Genomic DNA, 18,236 nt, shown 5'->3' with positions numbered 1-18,236 from the left:
CGGCGAAAGTGGTATTCACGACGCGGTTCGCAGTTTGAGGCATCCAGGCCCGTGAAACATGGACTTTTCATGACGAAGCGGTTGCAGTGGTAACCAGTCGGCGATGCGGAAGGGGTGTCGCCGGCCCACCTGCGCATGCCTCCAGGAGGCCTCGATGTGTCTCGGTCGTGATTCGCTCGACGGTCCGCACGTGTGCGGACTGGCTGAAGAAGTGTTCGCCGCGATCCCCCTGCCCTGTGTCGTCTGGCCTCGGGACGGGCGCCGGGCCGTGCTGGTCAACCCCGCGTTCCAGCGCGAGTTCGGCACGTCGCGCGGTCGGGCGGGCCCCGCGTGGCTGGCCTCGCATCTCGCGCCCACCGACGAGGCCGACGAGTTCCTGTTCCGCGATCGCCATGCGGCGCCCCGCCGGTACCGGGTGACGAGGCAGGTGATCGATGTTCCGCCCACGGCGTTCGACGCCGTGTTCCTGATGCCCCTGCCCGACGCGCCGCGCGTCGCCGACGAGCCGGCCGGCGCGCCGGTCGCGTGCCTCCCGCCGGGCGTGACGCTCACCCGCCGCGAGTCGCAGGTGCTGGACGGCATCATGTGCGGCAAGCTCAACAAGGTCATCGCCGGGGAGCTGCACATCAGCCCGAAGACGGTGGAACTGCACCGGGCCAACCTCATGGCCAAGCTCCGCGTGCACAACGCGGTGGAACTTGCGAGGGCGGTGCTCGACATGCCGCCGAGGATGGACGAGGCGGCCACGGCATAGCACCGCCGGGACCTGCCCAAGAAAAAGGCCGCCCGGAGGCGGCCTTTCTTTTTTCTGGTGGCTAGAGGCGGGCTCGAACCGCCGACCTCAGCATTATGAGTGCCGCGCTCTGACCAGCTGAGCTACCTAGCCGTGGAACCTGGTCGTTCGCAGGCGGACCCGCGAAGGCCGGGCAGTTTAATCGGCCCGGGGCTCCCGTTCAAGTAGCGCCTTGCCCGCGCTCGGAGCGCTGTGGTTGAATCGAGCAACGGCGGGGCCGGCCACGAGGCCGGAGGCGCCGGAAACGGTCCGCGGAGGGCGAATGATCGACGCAGATGGCTATCGACCGAATGTGGGGATCGTGCTCCTTAATGGAGACGGCCGCCTGTTCTGGGCGCGCCGCGTCAATCGCGACGGCTGGCAGTTTCCCCAGGGCGGCATGCGCAGCGACGAGACGCCGCTGGAGGCGATGTACCGCGAGCTGGAGGAAGAAACCGGCCTGCTGGCCCAGCACGTCGAGGTGCTCGCCGAGACCCGCGGCTGGCTGCGATACCGCTTGCCCAGCCGTTTCGTCCGCCACCACCAGCGCCCGACCTGCATCGGGCAGAAGCAGGTGTGGTTCCTTCTCCGCCTGAAGTGCGGCGAGGACGCCTTCCGCCTCGATGCCTGCGAGAAGCCCGAGTTCGACCTCTGGCGCTGGGTGGATTTCTGGTACCCGGCCAACCACGTGGTCAACTTCAAGCGCCAGGTCTACGAGCGGGCCCTGCGCCAGTTCGCCCCCACCGTGGAGACGGTCTGCAGCGTCGAGGTGGGCCGTTGCCCGCAGCAGGCCGAGGCCGAGCGACAGGCGCGCGAAGCCGGGGTCTGAACCCGTTCAGTTTTCCGCAGTTGACAATCGTTCGCATTCGCGTTCGAATCTGCATCCATGTACATCTGCATGTGCAACGCCGTCACCGACCACGCCATCCGCCGCGCCGCGGCCGAGGGCGTCGAGACCTTCGCCGAACTCCAGGCCCGCACGGGCTGCTCGGACTGCTGCGGCGCCTGCGAGCCGGAAGCACGGCAGTGCCTCCGCGACGCCGTGTCGGACGTCCGCTCCACGCTGACCTTCCTGCCCTCGCCGGCCTGACGCCCCGCGTCCCGTCGCGGACGCGAAACATCTTCATTCTCGTTTCGTCACGGCGGTTCGCCCCGCCGTATAGTCGTGCCCTGCACACCAGGGAGATCCCTCATGAAGGGCGACGCGAAGGTCATCGAATACCTCAACAAGGTCCTCTACAACGAGCTGGCCGCGATCAACCAGTACTTCCTGCATTACAGGATGTTCAAGGACTGGGGCTACAACGAACTCGCCAAGCACGAGTACGAGGAGTCGATCGAGGAGATGAAGCACGCGGACAAGCTCATCGAGCGGATCCTCTTCCTCGACGGCCTGCCGAACCTCCAGCACCTGGGCAAGCTGCGCATCGGCGAGAACGTCGTCGAAGCGCTGCAGGGCGACCTCGACCTCGAGATGATCGCCACCAAGGACCTGCGCGAGGCGATCGCCTACAGCGAAGGCATCCACGACTTCGTGAGCCGCGATCTCTTCAAGTTCATCCTCGGCCAGGAGGAAGAGCACATCGACTGGCTGGAAACCCAGTTCAGCCTGATCTCCGACATCGGGCCCGAGCGCTACATGCTCAGCAAGGTCGGATCGCTCGACAAGTCCTGATCCGAAGAAGGCCGCCGCGAGGCGGCCTTCTTCGTTGTGGCGACCGGTTCCTTGACCATTCCGGAGCGCGGGGGCTATACCATCGCCGCCTTCACGCTTTCACCACGGAATTCCGCATGGCTCCACGCCATCCGCCACGGTTCGTCGTGCGCTCGCTCGACGACGCCGCCCACGAGCGGCGCCGCCGGCTCGTCATCGCCGCCGCCTGGCTCCTGAGCCTGCTGCTGGTGGGCGCGGGCGTGTGGCTGGCCGCCTCGCGCGTTCCCTTGCCGGGCGGCGCGCGCGTCTCCGTCCGGCAGGTGCAGGCCGACAACGAGGACCTGCGCCAGCAGGTCGCGAACCTGCAGCGCTCCGCGCAGGTGGCCGACGTCGCCGCGAAAGAACTCAAGCGGAACCTGGCCGAGCGCGACGAGGAGATCAGCGGCCTGCGCACCGATCTCGCGTTCTATTCGCGCCTGGTGGGCGGCGGCGCGCAGCGCGACGGCCTGAAGATCCAGGGGGCCCGCACCAGTCCCGTCAACGGCGCGGCCAACGCCTGGAACGTGGTGGTCACGCTGACCCAGAACGCCCGCCGCGGCGAGGTGGTGAAGGGCACGCTCCGGATCGCGGTCGAAGGCATCCAGGGCAACGCGGTGACGACGCTCGAGGGCGCGGCGCTGGGCCAGGGCGATTCATCCGACGGGCTCCCGTTCTCCTTCAAGTATTTTCAGCAGATCCAGGGCAGCTTCACCCTGCCGGCGGGGTTTCGCCCCACCCGGCTGCGGCTGACCGCCGACGTGACCGGCGACCCGGCGGTCACCGGCACCCTGTCCTGGGGCGACACGCAGCGCAACGACGAGGCCACGAATGTTCAGCAATAACCGGAAGAACCAGGGACCCGCCGTCGGCAGCGCCGCCGCCAGCCTGATCGCCCGTGGCGTCACGCTGCGTGGTGACATCCTGTTCAGCGGCGCCCTGCACCTCGACGGCATCGTCGAGGGCTCGATCCACGCCGACGCGGGGAGCGACGGCGTGCTCACGATCAGTGAGACCGGACGGGTGATCGGCCGCATCGAGGTCCCCCATGCCGTGATCAATGGCGGCGTCACGGGCGACATCGACGTGTCCGAGCGGCTGGAGCTCGCGCCGCTCGCGCGGATCGACGGCGACGTGTGCTACCAGGTGCTCGAGATGGCCGCCGGCGCGCAGGTGAACGGGAAGATGGTCCACCGCGCCCCGCAGACGGTACGCCAGCTGGCCCAGGCGGCCATCGCGGCGGCTCCGGCGCTTACCGAGGCTTGACCTGACCGCGATCGGCGCCATTATGGTCGGCATGAACAACCCATTCCCCATGGCTCCGACACAGGCGCCGGATTACCGGTCCGGCGGGGCGCCCCTCATCTTCACGGAAGCCGCCGCCCGCAAGGTGCACGAGCTGATCGAGGAAGAGGGCAACCCTGGCCTCAAGCTGCGCGTGTACATCAGCGGCGGTGGCTGCTCGGGCTTCCAGTACGGCTTCACCTTCGACGAAGAGCAGGCCGAAGACGATCTGGCGGTATCGCGCGAGGGCGTGACGCTCGTCGTGGATCCGCTGTCGCTGCAGTACCTGACGGGTGCGGAAATCGACTACGCCGAATCGTTCAGCGGCTCGCAGTTCGTCATTCGCAACCCCAACGCGAAGACCACCTGCGGCTGCGGTTCGTCGTTCAGCGCATGACCGGCGCCGCGGCGTGAGCGTCGGCCAGGAACGCGACAAGGCCGCGGCTTCGCGCGCGCGGGAGAACGTCTTCGCCGGCATCGACATCGACCGGATGTCCGAGCGGCGCGAGGATCGCCTGTGGATCGAGGAACTCGAGGCCGCCGGCGACACCCGCTTCCTCGTCCTGGACAGCGAGGGGAACGCCTTCGTGATGGCCCATGCCGAGGAGCCGCAATGGATGTCGCCGACGATGCGCTCCGAGCGCTTCGGCGACATCCCCGCGACGTTCCTCGGCCTCGCGAACGGTAGTGCGTGGTTCACGCTGGTGGTCGACGAGGCCCAGGCCTCGCTGTACATCTCCCTGTGCGGCGCGCGGCGCATGTCGCTGCGCGAGGCCGGACTGATATTCCCCGCTTTCGAAGCCGGCCTCTTCGCCTACGCCAAGGGCATCACGCACTGGCAGCGGCAGACCCGGTTCTGCAGTCAGTGCGGCGCCCCCACGCTGGTCGTCGCCTCCGGGCATCGCGTGCAATGCACGAATCCCGACGGCCCGCACATGCATTTCCCGCGTACCGACGCCGCGATCATCGTGATCGTCGAGCACGGCGACGCCTGCCTGCTCGGACGTCAGCGCGGCTGGCCTACCGGGCGCTATTCGACCCTCGCCGGATTCATCGAGCCGGGCGAGTCGCTGGAAGACGCCGTGCGCCGCGAGGTGCGCGAGGAATCGGGCGTGGAAGTCCTGCACGCCACCTACCACTCCTCGCAGCCCTGGCCGCTGCCCGCGTCGCTGATGGTGGGTTTCACGGCCACGGCGAAGTCGCGCGACATCCGTCTGCGCGACGAGGAGCTCGAGGACGCGCGCTGGTTCACGGTCGACGACATCGTCCAGGGCATGCGGGCCGGCACGCTGGCCGTGCCGCCGCCGCTGTCGGTGTCCTATCGGCTCATCGAGCATTGGCTGGCGTTGCGTGGGGTGGATCTCGGGTCGCTGGTTTAGGGGGCTTGCCGGCGCGCAAGATTCGGACCGGGGCGAAAAGCTAATCGCGCCCAGGTGCGCTCCTACATCTCGTGCATCGCCTACAATCGGGCCAACGAACCGCGGATAGTCCTCGCCCATGGCCCTACGCCTTCTCGCCGTCCTGATCGCCCTCGTCATCGCCTGGAGCGTGCCGCAGCTGTCGCGCTGGCGCGACGACCGCTGGTTCCGTGGACTCGTGAACCGGCTCGGCGATACCTCGGGTGCGGGGCGCGTCGCGATCGTATTGCTCGTGCCGGTCGTTGCATGCGCGATCATCGGCGGCGTCCTGCAGTCCCTGCCCTTCTTCGACCTCGCCTGGCTCGCCTTCGCGGTGCTGGTGCTCGTCTACGCCCTCGGTCCTCGCGAGATCGAGAACGACATCGACGCGATCCTGCGCGCACCCGACACGCTGCGTCGCGACGAAGCGGTCGCGGCACTGCGCCACGACGACGCGCCGCTCGGCTGGTTCGCGCCCGTGCTGGTGGAAGCGGCGTTCTACGGGGCGCTGCGCCGCCGTTTCGGCGTGCTGCTGTGGTTCTTCCTGCTCGGTCCCGCCGGCGCCTTGGGCTACCGGCTCGCGCAGGTGCTCGGCCGCGACGCCGCGCTCGCGCTGGACAGCGCGACGCGTGCCGCCGCACGCCGCGTGGCCGACGCGCTCGACTGGATTCCCGCGCACCTGATGGTGTTCGCGATGGCGCTGGTCTCCGACTTCGACGCCGTGATGGGCGCCTGGAAGACCTGGCACCGCACCTCCGGCAGCCCACGCACGCGACTGGAACCCGACTTCCTCGGCGCAGTGGCGCGCGCGGGCGTCGACGCCGATGTCGAGGCCGGCGACGGCTACGTGCAGGACGTCAGCGACCCGATCGCCGAACTGGAAGACACCCGCCGCGTCATCCGCCGCGTGCTGGTCGTCTGGCTGGCCGTCGTCGCCGTGATCGTCCTGGCCGCCTGGTTCGCCTGAAAACCTTAAAACCTGAAACCAGAAGCCGCACTGTGGGAGCGGACCTGGCCGCGACAGCTTGTCGCCGCGGTTCTCACGCTCACGCGCCAGCCCGCAGTGTGAGGCGAAAAAGCTGTCGCGGCCGGGTCCGCTCCCACTAGGCGCTTTCGCCGCGTAGCTGCGACACGCGCGCTTCCAGCGATGCCGCGCTCGCCTCGCCTGCCGGCACCGGTGTTCCTCCCACCAGCTCGATCCGCGACCAGAAGCGGCGTGGCAGGCGCGCGCGGCGAAGCGCGCTGTCGCGGCGGCTGAAGATGCTGCCCCACATGCCGCGCAGCGCCAGCGGCACGACGGGCACCGGGCGGCGCGCGAGGATACGGTCCACGCCGGGGCGGAAGTTCTGGATGCTGCCGTCGCGCGTGATGCCACCTTCCGGGAAGATGCACACCACTTCACCGTTGGCCAGCGCCTCGTCCACGAGTTCGAACGCGCGCTCCATCAAGGCGGGATCCTCGTTGCGCCCCGCGATCGGGATCGCCTTCGCCGTGCGGAAGACGAAGCGCAGCAGCGGAAGTTCGTAGATCTTGTAGTACATCACGAAACGCATCGGGCGACGCACGCTCGCCATCAGGATCAGCGGATCCATGAAACTCACGTGGTTGCACACCACGAGCGCCGCGCCTTCGTCGGGAACGTTGCGCAGCCCGTCCACGCGCACGCGGTAGAGCGTGTTGACCAGCACCCAGGTGATGAAGCGCATCAGGAATTCGGGCACGAGCGTGAAGATGTACACCGCGACCGCGACGTTCACGATGCCGGTGATCAGGAAGATCGTCGGCACGTCGAGACCCATGGCCGTGAGGCCGATGCCGAAACCCGATGCGAGGCAGATCAGCAGCGCGTTGACGATGTTGTTGCCGGCGATGATGCGCGAGAGCCGCTCCCGCGGTGCGCGGCTCTGCACGAACGCGAACAGCGGCACCACGTAGAAGCCCGCGAACGCGCCGATCATCGTCAGGTCGAGCATCACGCGCCACGCGCCCGGCGCGGCGGCGAACGCCGTCCAGCCGAGAGCCGCGCCCGCCGCGACGCCGGGACGCGCGAAGAAGAGATCGACCGCGAACACCGTCAGGCCGAACGCGCCCATGGGCACGAGCCCGATCTCGACGCGCTTGCCCGACAGCTTCTCGCACAACAGCGAGCCGATGCCGGTGCCGAGCGAGAACAGCGTCAGCACGAGCGTGTTGACCGATCCGTCACCGCCCAGCGTGTGCCTTGTGTAATTCGGCAGCTGCGCGATCATCACGGTGCCGAAGAACCAGAACCACGAGATGCCGAGCACCGCGTTGAACACCGCGCGATCCTCGTGCGTGATCTTCAGCACGCGCCACGTCTCGCTCAGCGGATTCCAGTTGAACCGCAGGTCCGGAGCCGTGGCGGGCGCGGAAGGAATCGCGCGGCAGACCAGATAGCCCGCGCAGGCGACCGCGATGGTCGTCAGCGACGCGGCCAGCGTGCCGTACCCCGCGATCAGCATCAGCGAATTGCCCACGATCATGCCGATGAGCATCGCCAGCTGCGTGCCGGTTTCGACGAGCGCGTTGCCGCCGACGAGTTCGCTGCGCTCCAGCGCCTGCGGGAGGATCGAATACTTGATCGGCCCGAACACTGTCGAATGCACGCCCATCAGGAACAACACGACGAGCAGCAGCGACACGTGGTGCGTGAAGAATCCGATCGCCGCGATCGCCATGGCGGCGATCTCGAAGAGCTTCACGTAACGGATGATCCGCGTCTTCTCGAACTTCTCGGCGAGCTGCCCCGCGGTGGCCGAGAACAGGAAGTACGGAAGGATGAACAGGGCCGGCGCGAGGTTGGTGTAGAGCGATACCTGCGCGTCCGGCAGCGCCATCTGGAACGCCACGAGCATGACCATCGCGTTGCGGAACGCGTTGTCGTTGAACGCCCCGAGAGCCTGCGTCCAGAAAAACGGGGCGAAACGCCGCTTGGTCAGCAGGGAAAACTGGGACATGGGCCGTTCCGTCGATGAAGTCGACGGAAGTGTAATGGACCCCATGTCACGGTGGGCCGGCGCGACGGCCGCCTGCGATCGTCAGCGCCGGTCGAGCGCCCGATGCGCGATGTCGTGGCGGTAGAACGACCCTTCGAGCCCGATGCCGGCGATGGCCGCATAGGCTTTCGTCCGCGCTTCCGCCAGATCGGCACCGAGGGCGCACACGGTCAGCACGCGACCGCCGGCGCTGACCGGCGCGCCGTTCGCTCCGATCGCGGTGCCGGCGTGGAAAATCTTCACGTCGTCACCGAACGCGGCATCCGCGCCCTCGATGGGATCGCCGCCACGCACCTTGCCGGGATAGCCGCCGGCCGCGAGCACGATGCCGAGCGACGGACGCGGATCCCATTCGGCCTCGACGCGGCCGATGTCGCCGTCGAGCGCCGCTTCGACCAGTTCGACGAGGTCGGAGCGCAGGCGCAGCATGATCGGCTGCGTTTCGGGATCGCCGAAGCGCACGTTGAATTCGATGACCTTCGGTGCGCCCGAGCGGTCGATCATGAGGCCCGCATAGAGGAACCCGGTGAACGGCGCACCATCGGCGATCATGCCTGCGAGGGTGGGCTCGATGATTTCGCGCATCACGCGCGCCGAGACCTCGTCGGTCACGACCGGCGCCGGCGAGTACGCGCCCATGCCGCCGGTGTTAGGTCCCTTGTCGCCGTCGTCGCGGCGCTTGTGGTCCTGGCTGGTCGCCATGGGCAGCGCGCGCGTGCCGTCGGCGATCACGATGAAGCTCGCCTCCTCGCCGTCGAGGAACTCCTCGATGACGACGCGCGAGGACGCGTCGCCGAACGCCTGCTGGCCCAGCATGTCTTCCAGCGCCGCCTCGGCCTCGCCAAGCGTCATCGCCACGACGACGCCCTTGCCCGCCGCAAGGCCGTCGGCCTTGATGACGATCGGCGCGCCCTTCTCGCGAACGTGCGCGAGCGCCGGTGCCAGCTCGGTGAACACGGCGTAGTGCGCGGTGGGGATGCCGTGGCGCGCGAGGAAATCCTTCGCGAACGCCTTGCTCCCTTCGAGCTGCGCGGCGGCCGCGGTGGGGCCGAAGCAGCGGAGGCCTTCGCGCGCGAAACGATCCACGACGCCCGCCACCAGCGGGACCTCGGGGCCGACGACGGTCAGGCCGACGCCTTCGGCGTTCGCCAGTGCGACCAGGCCGTCGATATCGGTGACGGCGACCGGCGCGTTGCGAAGTTTCGGCTCCCGCGCCGTGCCGGCGTTGCCCGGCGCCACGATGACCTCGTCCACGCGCGGGGACCGCGCGAGCTTCCAGGCCAGCGCGTGTTCGCGACCGCCGCTGCCGATGACGAGGACTTTCATGGGATTCTCCGGACCAAGGACCGCCCATTCTACCCGGCACCTCGCCCCGACTGCCCGCGAAAGGCCAGATCGCCGCCTCCGCCGCCCCTCGTAACCGGCCGAAGCTCGGGCTCCCGACCCCAGGAGATCGACCGCATGGCCCGCCTTCCCACGTTATTCGCCGCCCTGTTCGCCCTCGTGGCCTCCGCCACGAGCCATGCCGCCGCGTGGAAGGAGCATCCGGAATGGGGCAAGACGTTCGCGGACGCGGGCGTCCGCGGCACCATGCTCGTCTACGACGAGGGCGCCGACAGCATGCACGTCTACGACGCCGCGCGCGCCCGCCACCCTTACCTTCCCGCCTCCACGTTCAAGGTCTTCAACGCGCTCGTCGCCATCGAGACGGGGGCGGTGTCGGACGAGTTCGAGACGATTCCGTGGGACGGCAAAATCCGGACGATGGCCGGCAAGCCGAACAAGGAATGGAACCGGCCGAACAGCCTCGCCAGCGGCATGCGCTACTCCACCGTCTGGTTCTACCAGGAGGTGGCCCGCCGCGCCGGGCAGGCGCGCATGCAGTCGTGGATCGACAAGGTCGGTTACGGCAACCGCGACATCGGCGGCGGCATCGACCAGTTCTGGCTGTCCGGCAAGCTGCGGATCTCGGCCGAGCAACAGGTCGCGTTCCTTCGCCGCCTGGCGGACGGCACGCTGCCGTTCTCGGAGCGCGCGCAGGAGATCGTCCGTCGCATCACGATCTACGAAGCGGCACCGGGTTACGTGCTGCACGCCAAGACCGGCTGGGGACCGCAGCTCGACGCGCGCCTCGACGGCACCGCGGAGGAGGCGGGCATCGGCTGGTACGTGGGTTGGGTGGAGCACGGCGGCAAGCGCTGGTTCTTCGCGCTGAACATGGACGTGGTGACCGCCGACGACGCGGGCAAGCGCGTCGCGCTCGCCCGGGAAATCCTCGAATCGATGGGCGCGCTCGGCGACCGCTGACGCGCGAGCGCCCCGTTACGCGGCGGGCGTATCCGTGCCGCGCAGCGCCTGCAGCAGGTGCTCGCGCGGCAGCTTGCCGGTTTCGTTGCGGGGCAGCGACGCGACGATGCGCAATGGGCGCGGCAGGAACACCGGATCCATCGCATGGCGCAGCGCCGCGAGCACGGCCTGCTCGGTCATGCCGGGCGCGACGACGAGCGCCGCGATACGACGGACGCCGGAGGCGTCGGCCTCGTCGAGCTGGAACAGCACGCCGTCGCGCACGCCGTCGATCGACAGCAGGCGACGGTTGAGGTCGCCGAGCGAGGCACGCTTGCCGGCGATTTCCAGCAGGTCGGTGTTGCGTCCGCACAGGCGGAAGCGACGGCCCTCGTCATGCAGCGAGACGATGTCGGCGAGCGCGATGGGAGCTTCCAGCTGCGGCGCATGCACGAGGGTGCCGTCCGGCTGCGGATGCAGCGACGTGTTCGCGTACAGCGTCCAGTCGTCGTCGGTCGACGTACGGCGGCTCGCGAAAACGCAGGTTTCCGTCGAGCCGAAGACTTCGTACAGCGGGGCGCCGAAGCGCTGCTCGGCGGTGGTCGCGAGGTCGACGGGCATGGGCGCCGTCGCCGAGACGAACGCCGCCAGCGTCGGCAACGCGACGCCGGATTCGACGAGCGCGCGCAGGTGCACGGGCGTCGTCACGAGCACGCGCGGCTCGGGCATGCTGGCCAGCGCCGTCGCGACATCCGCGGGGAAGAACGGTCGTCCCGCGTGCACGCTCACTTCCGACAGCAGCGGCATCAGCACGGACATCTCCATGCCGTACATGTGCTGCGGCGGCACGGTGGCGACCACGTCGAACGACGCGCCGATGACCCGCCCGAGCATGGCGGCGTTGCCCGCGTTGCTGGCGACGAAACTGCCCCAGGTCTTCACGTTGGGCTTCGGCCGGCCCGTCGAGCCGGAGGTGTATCCGATCGCGACGACGGCGTCGGCCGGAATCATCGGCACGATGGATTCGGGCGTCTCGTCCGCGGCCAGCGCCGGCATGCGCACGTAGCCCGACGGCGCGGGCGACAGATCGAGCTCGCCGATCGCGTACGAGCCGGGATGCCCGGCCATCGCCTCGTCCACGGCGTGCGGCGCGCGCGACGGCGGAAGCAGGTTCGTCTGGCCGCGCACGAGCAGCGCCGCGAAGGCGACGAGGAACGTGTAGCGGTCCTCGCACAGGTTCACCGCGCTGTCGGCGTCAGGCAGCATCGCCGCGACGCGGCGCACGTGCGCCAGGAACACGCCGGCACTCACCGCCTTGCCGTCGCGCCACGCCACCGGGCGGGACAGCGAGCCGACCAGCAGCGGCAGGGGCGTCCCATGCAGGCGCCCGGTCATTTCGTGAACGTTCGTGGCCAACGGCTTTTCCCCCCGGATCAGGCGCGGATCATAGCGCCGCTCAGGGCGTCGCGGATGACCGTCGGCCGATCCAGGCCACCGAGGGGGGCGTCCAGCGCGGCGTCGAGCCGCTCGCCAAAGTAGCGTTCGAGCGTGGCGACGTCGCGCGCCGGCGGCTCGCCATGCGGGTTCGCGCTGGTGGAGACCAGTGGCGCGCCGAAGGCGCGGCAGAGGGCGGCGGCCGGGTCGTGCGCCGTCACCCGCAGCGCGATGCCCGCATGGGCGCCGGCCACCCAGTCGGGAACCTCGGCGCTGCGCGGGAAGATCCAGGTGTTCGGGCCGGGCCACGAGGCGAGCACCTGCACCAGCACGGCGTCGGGCACCTGCGCGCGATCGATGTAGCGCTCGACCTGGGCGAAGTCCGACGCGATCAGCAGGACGCCCTGCGTCGCGGGGCGACCCTTCAGGGCGAACAGGCGCTCGAACGCCCCGCGATCGTGCGGATCGCAACCGAGACCGAAGACGGCCTCGGTAGGATAGGCCAGGACGCCGCCCTCGCGCAGGAGCGCGGCGGCCTCACCGACGGACGAAAGGTCGAAGCGCCGCATGTCACTCGGCCGCGGACGACGCCGTCTTGCTCGCGGTCTTCTTCGCCGCGGCCTTCTTCACGGCCGTGGTCTTGGCCGTCGTCTTCTTCGCGGCGGCCTTCTTCGTCGCTGTCTTCTTCGTGGCCTTTTTCGCCGCGGCCTTCTTCGCGGGCGCCTTCTTCGCCGCGACCTTCGTCGTCGCCGTCTTCTTCGCGGCGGCCTTCTTGGTCGCGGTCTTCTTCGCGGCACGACCGCCGCGCGGCTTCTTCACCGGCGCGGCCGCGAGCAACTCGGCGCACTCCGCTTCGGTGAGCGTCTTCGGATCGCGGTCCTTCGGGATGCGCGCGTTCTTCTCGCCGTCGGTGATGTACGGACCGTAGCGGCCGTTGAGCACCTGCGTGCCGTTGCCGAAGTCGAGGATCGTCCGGTTGGCGATCGCTTCGAGTTTTTCCTGCACGAGCTGGAGCGCACGCGGCAGTTCGATCACGTACGGATCGTCCTCGGGCTTCAGCGAGGCGTAGGTGCTGCCCTGCTTCACGAACGGGCCGAACCGGCCGATGCCGACCGTGACGTCTTCGCCGGCTTCCGACTGGCCCAGCGTTCGCGGCAGCTTGAAGAGCTCCATCGCCTCGTCGAGCGTGATCGTGTGCATGCTCTGGCCCGGACGCAGGCTCGCGTAGGTGGGCTTGTCCTCGTCGTCCTTGCTGCCGATCTGCGCGTAGGCGCCGTAGCGGCCGAGACGGACCGAGACCGGTTTGCCGCTCTTCGGATCGGTACCCAGTTCGCGCGCTCCGGTGGCCTCGTTGCGGTCGACGGTTTCGGTCTTGTCGTCGACCAGCGTCTTGAACGGAAGCCAGAAGCGCTCCAGCAGCGGCACCCATGCCTCCTCGCCACGGCTCACCGCGTCGAGCTCGTCTTCGAGGCGCGCCGTGAAGTCGTAATCGACGTACTGCGTGAAGTGGCCGGAGAGGAACTGGCTGACCGCGCGACCGACATCGGTCGGCTTGAAGCGACGACTGTCGAGCAGGACGTACTCGCGGCTGAGCAGCACCTGGATGATGCTGGCGTAGGTCGACGGACGACCGATGCCGTATTCCTCGAGCGCCTTGACCAGGCTCGCTTCCGAGTAACGCGGCGGCGGCTCGGTGAAGTGCTGGTCGGCGGCGATCTGCGACACCGGCACGACGTCGCCCTGCTTCAGCAGCGGCAGGCGGCGCTGGTCGTCGTCGTCGTCGGTCTTCTGGTCGCGGCCTTCCTCGTACACGGCAAGGAAGCCCGGATCGATGACGGTGGTGCCCGTCGAGCGGAACGCCGAGTCGCCGACCGGGAATTCCACCGACACCGTATTCATGGTGGCGTGGATCATCTGGCACGCGACGGTGCGCTTCCAGATCAGTTCGTAGAGCTTGCGCTGGTCGTCGTTGAGGTACGAGGCAACGCTGCGCGGAATGCGCATCGCCGAGGTCGGGCGCACGGCTTCGTGGGCTTCCTGCGCGTTCTTGGACTTCGACTTGTAGACCTGGACGGCGTCGGGCAGCGCGCCCTTGCCGTATTCGCGCCCGATCAGGTCGCGCAGTTCGGCCACGGCGTCGTCGGAAAGCGCCACCGAGTCGGTACGCATGTAGGTGATCAGGCCGACGTTGCCCTCGGCACCGAGCGCCACGCCTTCATAGAGGCCCTGCGCCACGCGCATCGTGCGGCTGGTGGAAAAGCCCAGCTTGCGCGCGGCCTCCTGCTGCAGCGTCGAGGTGGTGAACGGCGGCGCGGGGCGACGCTTGCGCTCGCGGCTCGTGACCTCGCCCACCGTGAAGCGGCCCGCGGCCGCCTTCTCGAGCGAGGCGCGCGCCGCCATGGCGTCCTGCTCGTTGGTGAGGTCGAACTGCTCGAACTTCTTGCCGTGCAGCTTGACCAGGCGGGCGTCGAACGCGCCGTCCTTGTGGGCGAGGCCGGCCTGGATCGTCCAGTATTCGCGCGCCTTGAAGGCTTCGATCTCGAGCTCGCGCTCGACGATCATGCGCAGCGCCGGCGACTGCACGCGGCCGGCCGACAGGCCACGCTGCACCTTGCGCCACAGCACGGGCGAGAGGTTGAAACCGACCAGGTAGTCCAGCGCGCGACGCGCCTGCTGGGCGTCGACGAGGTCGTGCGACAGCTTGCGGGGGTTGGCGACCGCTTCCTTGATGGCCTTGGGCGTGATCTCGCTGAAGACGACGCGCTGGACGTCCTTGCCTTCGAGCAGGCCGCGCTCCTTGAGGATCTCGCTGATGTGCCAGGAGATCGCCTCGCCTTCGCGATCCAAGTCGGTCGCGAGGTAGATGCTGCTGGCCGCCCGCGCCGCCTTGGCGATGGCGTCGACGTGTTTCTCGTTGCGGTCGATGACCTCGTAGGCCATGGCGAAACCGTGCTCGGGATCGACGGCGCCCTCTTTCGGCCGGAGATCGCGGACGTGGCCATACGACGCCAACACCTGGAAGTCGGCTCCCAGGTACTTGTTGATCGTCTTGGCTTTCGCCGGCGATTCGACGATGAGGAGGTTCTTTGCCATTCGTTACCGATTCCGAGGGTCGCGGGGCGAGTGGACCCCAGCTCATGTATATATTTAGTGGGAACACATCGCGCCGACGACTGTCAAGCCGCCAGCGGTCAAACCACGCGCTGGTACCGGTTTCCCGGGAGGGTGGCGGTTTCGCCTTCCAGTTCCAGAATCAGCAGCATCGACGACAGCGCCCCCGGGGAGAGGCCCGTCGCGTCCACCAGGGCGTCGAGGGAGGCGGGATCGTACCCCATGACGTCCAGCAGGCGGCGATATTCCTCATCCTGGCGCCAGTCGAACGGGGCCGTCTTGCGCCGGGGCGCCCCCGTGGCGGGCTCGCCGCGCTCCAGCCGGGCCCGCAGCTCCGCCCCCAGTTCCCTGGCCGCGGGAGCCAGGGCGGCGAGCACCTCGTCGGCGCGCTGGACGAGCCGCGCGCCGTCCGCGATCAGGGAATGGCAGCCCTCGGCCAGCGGATTGTGGATGGACCCTGGCAGCGCGAAGACCTCGCGACCCTGCTCCCCCGCGACGCGCGCCGTGATCAGCGACCCGGAGCGCAGCCCGGCCTCGATCACCACCACACCGAGGCTGAGGCCCGCGATGATGCGGTTCCGGTTCGGGAAGTGGTGCGCCAGGGCGGGGGTGCCCGGCGGGTACTCGCTCACGATGGCGCCCTCCTCCGCGATGCGGCGCGCAAGGGCGTGGTGCTTGCGCGGGTACACCCGGTCCGGGCCGGTGCCGATGACGGCCACCGTGGGCTCGCCCGCCGCCAGGGCGGCTTCGTGCGCCGCGCCGTCCACGCCATCCGCCAGGCCGCTGGTGACGAGCAGGCCAGCGGCGGCGAGTTCGGCGGCGAAGCGCCGGGCATTGGCGAGGCCCGGCTCCAGTGCCCGGCGCGCGCCCACGATGGCCACCTGCGGCCGGAGCAGGAGCGCGGCGTCGCCCTTCACGAACAGGGCGGCGGGCGGGTCCGGGATCGCTTCCAGTTGCGGCGGGAAATCCTCTTCCGTGCAGCGCAGAAGGCGCTGGTCGTCACCCGCCAGCCAGGCGAGATCGTGCTCGAGCGCCGCTTCGTCGGGCTGCTCGAGCCAGGCTCGGCCCTCGGACGAGAGGTTCTCGGGATGGCGCGTCAGCCAACGCAGGAGCTCCCTTGCCCCGCCCCGGGCCACCAGGCCCTCGCGGATGCGGCGGGCGCCCAGGCCGGGCATGCGCAGGAGGATCAGCCAGTCTCGGGCATCGGAATCGGTCATCCGCGCAGTTTAGGGCGCGCGGGGGACGATCATGTCCGGGGCCGTCGTGGATCGGCGTAAGAATGTCTCAGGGGCCGCGGTGGGAAGCACGCCGGCGCGCGAGGGGATGCCTGGCGCGAGCACCCGTCGCGGCCAGGGCCGCTCCTGCAGAAGCCTCGGACTACTCGGGGAGCACCAGCTTGTCGCCCTTCTTCAGGGGGCGCAGCGCGTCCATCACCAGCGCGTAGCTGACGTGGTCGAAGGTGCGGAAGACCATGATGTGGCCGCCGTACTCGTCCGGGAGCTTCACATCGGGCGAGGTGCCGCGGCGATTGTAGTTGCCGGAAACCTCGTCGCTGATGGTCTCGCCCTGGCTCATCACCGTGAAGGTGGTGCCGTTGTCGACGCCATCGGCGCTGCCCGCGGAGATCGAGATCACCTGGCGGCTGCCGACGCCGTAATACGCGTCCGCGAAGCCGAGCACGCGAGGATCGGCGGGCATCGACTTAGGCGCATGCGGATAGAAATACGGATCGTACGGCGCGTCGTCGACCTGCATCAGGCGATCGCCCTTGCGCACTTCCAGCGTCGAATCGACCAGCACGAGGCTGGCGACGTCACCGTTGGTGGCGATCACTTCGGCCGTGCCGATCACGGACACCTCGACGCCGCGGTCCGCGCCCTTGCCGACGTGCGTGTCGTGGCGGGAGTCCTCGCGCCACGGGCTCGGCGCCATGGACACGTCGCTGTCGAGTTCGTCGGCGACGAACGAGCCGTGCGACGGATTGTTCACCGCGTCCATGCCGCCGGACGAGCCGCCGTGATCGCGGAAGCGATGGGTCGGGCGGACGATCGCCCAGCGCTGGCCCGGCTGGGCCGAATCCAGGTCGCGGGCGTAGAGCTTGTTGCCCGGGGTGGCGCGCAGACGGGCTTCCTCGAAGCCGACCAGGTACGGCGCCTGCTCGACGTCGTCCGCGTTCATGACGCGCATTTCCTTGAGGAACATCCGCAGCTCGCCCAGCGGGATCGCGGTCACGGCGTCGCCGCCCTCACGGATGCGCGGCTGCAGGCCGATGCGCGGGCCGCCGCCCGTCATGGACAGGTTGAGCACGTCCCCGGGGTAGATCAGGTGGGGGTTCCGGACCTGGGGGTTCGCCTGCCAGATCTCCGGCCAGAGCCAGGGCTTGCGGAGGAAACGCGCGGAGATGTCCCACAGCGTGTCGCCCTTCCGGACGGTGTACGTATCCGGGTGATCGGGACGGATCTGCGACGCCGCGGCATAGACGGCCACGGTGAAAAACATGCCGCCAAGCAGCATGGCGAACTTCTTGATCATGGCGGGTTTTCCCCTTTCCCCCGGTGCTGTCGCGAGTGTAACCGAATCGTTAATGGGCACAATACGTGACCCACGCTCGCCCGGCCCCCGGCGCGCGCGTAGAATAGGAGGCCATCCTATCGTCGCCGTTGCTTGGATTTCGCCGATTTGCCCGCAAATCCGCGGACAAGGCGCCGCACCGGCCCGTGAACAGTTCAAGGTGACACCGTGTCCACCCTCACCATCCTCGAGTTTCCCGATCCGCGCCTGCGCACCGTCGCCGCGCCCGTCACCGAGTTCGATGCCGAGCTCAAGCAGTTCGTGGCCGACATGTACGAGACCATGTACGCCGCCAACGGCGTCGGCCTCGCCGCCACCCAGGTGAACGTGCACAAGCGCGTGCTCGTCGCCGACATGAGCGACGACCGCAACGAGCCGATGGTGCTGATCAACCCCGAGATCCTCGAGAAGGACGGCCAGCAGGTCTATCAGGAAGGCTGCCTGTCCTTCCCCGGCATCTACGCCGACGTGACCCGCGCGCTGCACGTGAAGGTCCGCGCCCGGGACGTCGAGGGCAACGAGATCGTGGTCGAGGCCGAAGGCCCGCTCGCCGTCTGCATCCAGCACGAGATGGACCATCTCGCCGGGAAGGTGTTCGTCGACTACCTGTCGCCGCTCAAGCGCGGCATGCTGCTCAAGCGGATGGAGAAACAGCGCAAGGCCAGCGCCTGACC

General features: G+C 68.8%; 18 protein-coding genes and 1 tRNA gene. 11 read left to right on the top strand and 8 right to left on the bottom strand.

The window, feature by feature from the left end; translation table 11 throughout:
- Nucleotides 1–154: 154 nt before the first annotated feature.
- Nucleotides 155–754, top strand: coding sequence for a LuxR family transcriptional regulator (locus BMY69_RS19960; RefSeq protein WP_090175207.1), 600 nt, complete (start codon nt 155–157; stop codon nt 752–754).
- Between the two features lie 55 nt (nt 755–809).
- Here BMY69_RS19960 and BMY69_RS02335 read toward each other — a convergent pair.
- Nucleotides 810–886 (bottom strand) — tRNA-Met (locus tag BMY69_RS02335).
- A 169-nt stretch (nt 887–1,055) separates the two neighbouring features.
- Here BMY69_RS02335 and BMY69_RS02330 point away from each other — a divergent pair.
- The 8 genes from BMY69_RS02330 to BMY69_RS02295 all read left to right on the top strand — a co-directional run bounded on the left by BMY69_RS02330 (nt 1,056) and on the right by BMY69_RS02295 (nt 6,110).
- Nucleotides 1,056–1,601, top strand: coding sequence for an RNA pyrophosphohydrolase (locus BMY69_RS02330; RefSeq protein ID WP_090175206.1), 546 nt, complete (start codon nt 1,056–1,058; stop codon nt 1,599–1,601).
- Between the two features lie 57 nt (nt 1,602–1,658).
- A complete protein-coding gene (locus BMY69_RS02325) occupies nt 1,659–1,862 on the top strand; it encodes a (2Fe-2S)-binding protein (RefSeq protein ID WP_089975646.1) in 204 nt (67 codons plus the stop codon).
- Nucleotides 1,863–1,964: 102 nt separating this feature from the next.
- Entirely contained in the window at nt 1,965–2,447 is a 483-nt protein-coding gene (gene bfr / locus BMY69_RS02320) for a bacterioferritin (RefSeq protein ID WP_090058674.1), read from the top strand.
- Between the two features lie 116 nt (nt 2,448–2,563).
- Complete coding sequence (locus BMY69_RS02315; protein ID WP_090175205.1) at nt 2,564–3,307, top strand: DUF6776 family protein; 744 nt, start codon at nt 2,564–2,566, stop codon at nt 3,305–3,307.
- A complete protein-coding gene (locus tag BMY69_RS02310) occupies nt 3,294–3,728 on the top strand; it encodes a bactofilin family protein (RefSeq protein ID WP_090058681.1) in 435 nt (144 codons plus the stop codon). Before BMY69_RS02315 ends, BMY69_RS02310 begins: the two co-directional genes overlap by 14 nt.
- 31 nt (nt 3,729–3,759) lie before the next feature.
- Nucleotides 3,760–4,143, top strand: a complete 384-nt coding sequence (gene erpA, locus BMY69_RS02305; RefSeq protein ID WP_090059064.1) for an iron-sulfur cluster insertion protein ErpA — start codon at nt 3,760–3,762, stop codon at nt 4,141–4,143.
- A gap of 13 nt (nt 4,144–4,156) precedes the next feature.
- Nucleotides 4,157–5,125, top strand: coding sequence for an NAD(+) diphosphatase (nudC, locus tag BMY69_RS02300; RefSeq protein ID WP_255364434.1), 969 nt, complete (start codon nt 4,157–4,159; stop codon nt 5,123–5,125).
- Nucleotides 5,126–5,243: 118 nt separating this feature from the next.
- Nucleotides 5,244–6,110 (top strand): beta-lactamase induction protein, encoded by an 867-nt coding sequence (locus BMY69_RS02295; protein WP_090175204.1) that lies wholly within the window; start codon nt 5,244–5,246, stop codon nt 6,108–6,110.
- 136 nt (nt 6,111–6,246) lie between these two features.
- On the opposite strand, the gene BMY69_RS02290 is transcribed toward BMY69_RS02295, so the two are convergent.
- Complete coding sequence (locus BMY69_RS02290; RefSeq protein ID WP_090175203.1) at nt 6,247–8,121, bottom strand: MFS transporter; 1,875 nt, start codon at nt 8,119–8,121, stop codon at nt 6,247–6,249.
- 81 nt (nt 8,122–8,202) lie between these two features.
- Entirely contained in the window at nt 8,203–9,486 is a 1,284-nt protein-coding gene (gene purD, locus BMY69_RS02285) for a phosphoribosylamine--glycine ligase (RefSeq protein ID WP_090175202.1), read from the bottom strand.
- Between the two features lie 135 nt (nt 9,487–9,621).
- Between purD and blaOXA the strand changes: the two genes are divergently transcribed.
- Nucleotides 9,622–10,467: a class D beta-lactamase gene (gene blaOXA, locus BMY69_RS02280; protein WP_090175201.1), complete on the top strand. Its 846-nt coding sequence runs from the start codon at nt 9,622–9,624 to the stop codon at nt 10,465–10,467.
- Nucleotides 10,468–10,482: 15 nt separating this feature from the next.
- On the opposite strand, the gene BMY69_RS02275 is transcribed toward blaOXA, so the two are convergent.
- The 5 genes from BMY69_RS02275 to BMY69_RS02255 all read right to left on the bottom strand — a co-directional run bounded on the left by BMY69_RS02275 (nt 10,483) and on the right by BMY69_RS02255 (nt 17,523).
- Nucleotides 10,483–11,841 carry an AMP-binding protein gene (locus tag BMY69_RS02275; RefSeq protein ID WP_090175200.1) on the bottom strand — a complete coding sequence of 453 codons (1,359 nt, stop codon included), beginning with the start codon at nt 11,839–11,841 and terminating at the stop codon, nt 10,483–10,485.
- A 38-nt stretch (nt 11,842–11,879) separates the two neighbouring features.
- Entirely contained in the window at nt 11,880–12,449 is a 570-nt protein-coding gene (locus BMY69_RS02270; RefSeq protein ID WP_090175199.1) for an L-threonylcarbamoyladenylate synthase type 1 TsaC, read from the bottom strand.
- 1 nt (nt 12,450) lies between these two features.
- Entirely contained in the window at nt 12,451–14,973 is a 2,523-nt protein-coding gene (locus BMY69_RS02265; protein WP_090175198.1) for a DNA topoisomerase I, read from the bottom strand.
- A gap of 98 nt (nt 14,974–15,071) precedes the next feature.
- Nucleotides 15,072–16,208: a DNA-processing protein DprA gene (gene dprA, locus BMY69_RS02260; protein ID WP_090175197.1), complete on the bottom strand. Its 1,137-nt coding sequence runs from the start codon at nt 16,206–16,208 to the stop codon at nt 15,072–15,074.
- Nucleotides 16,209–16,368: 160 nt separating this feature from the next.
- The gene (locus tag BMY69_RS02255) at nt 16,369–17,523 is read right to left on the bottom strand and encodes a LysM peptidoglycan-binding domain-containing protein (protein ID WP_090175196.1); all 1,155 of its coding nucleotides are present in this window, start codon (nt 17,521–17,523) and stop codon (nt 16,369–16,371) included.
- A 207-nt stretch (nt 17,524–17,730) separates the two neighbouring features.
- Here BMY69_RS02255 and def point away from each other — a divergent pair, with 207 nt between their 5' ends.
- On the top strand, nt 17,731–18,234 hold the full coding sequence (gene def, locus BMY69_RS02250) for a peptide deformylase (protein ID WP_090058706.1): 504 nt from the start codon (nt 17,731–17,733) through the stop codon (nt 18,232–18,234).
- Nucleotides 18,235–18,236: the final 2 nt, after the last annotated feature.

Origin of the sequence: Luteibacter sp. UNC138MFCol5.1 (genome assembly GCF_900110505.1) — a bacterium.
GTDB lineage: Bacteria > Pseudomonadota > Gammaproteobacteria > Xanthomonadales > Rhodanobacteraceae > Luteibacter.
This window is presented reverse-complemented; position numbering and strand designations above follow the sequence as displayed.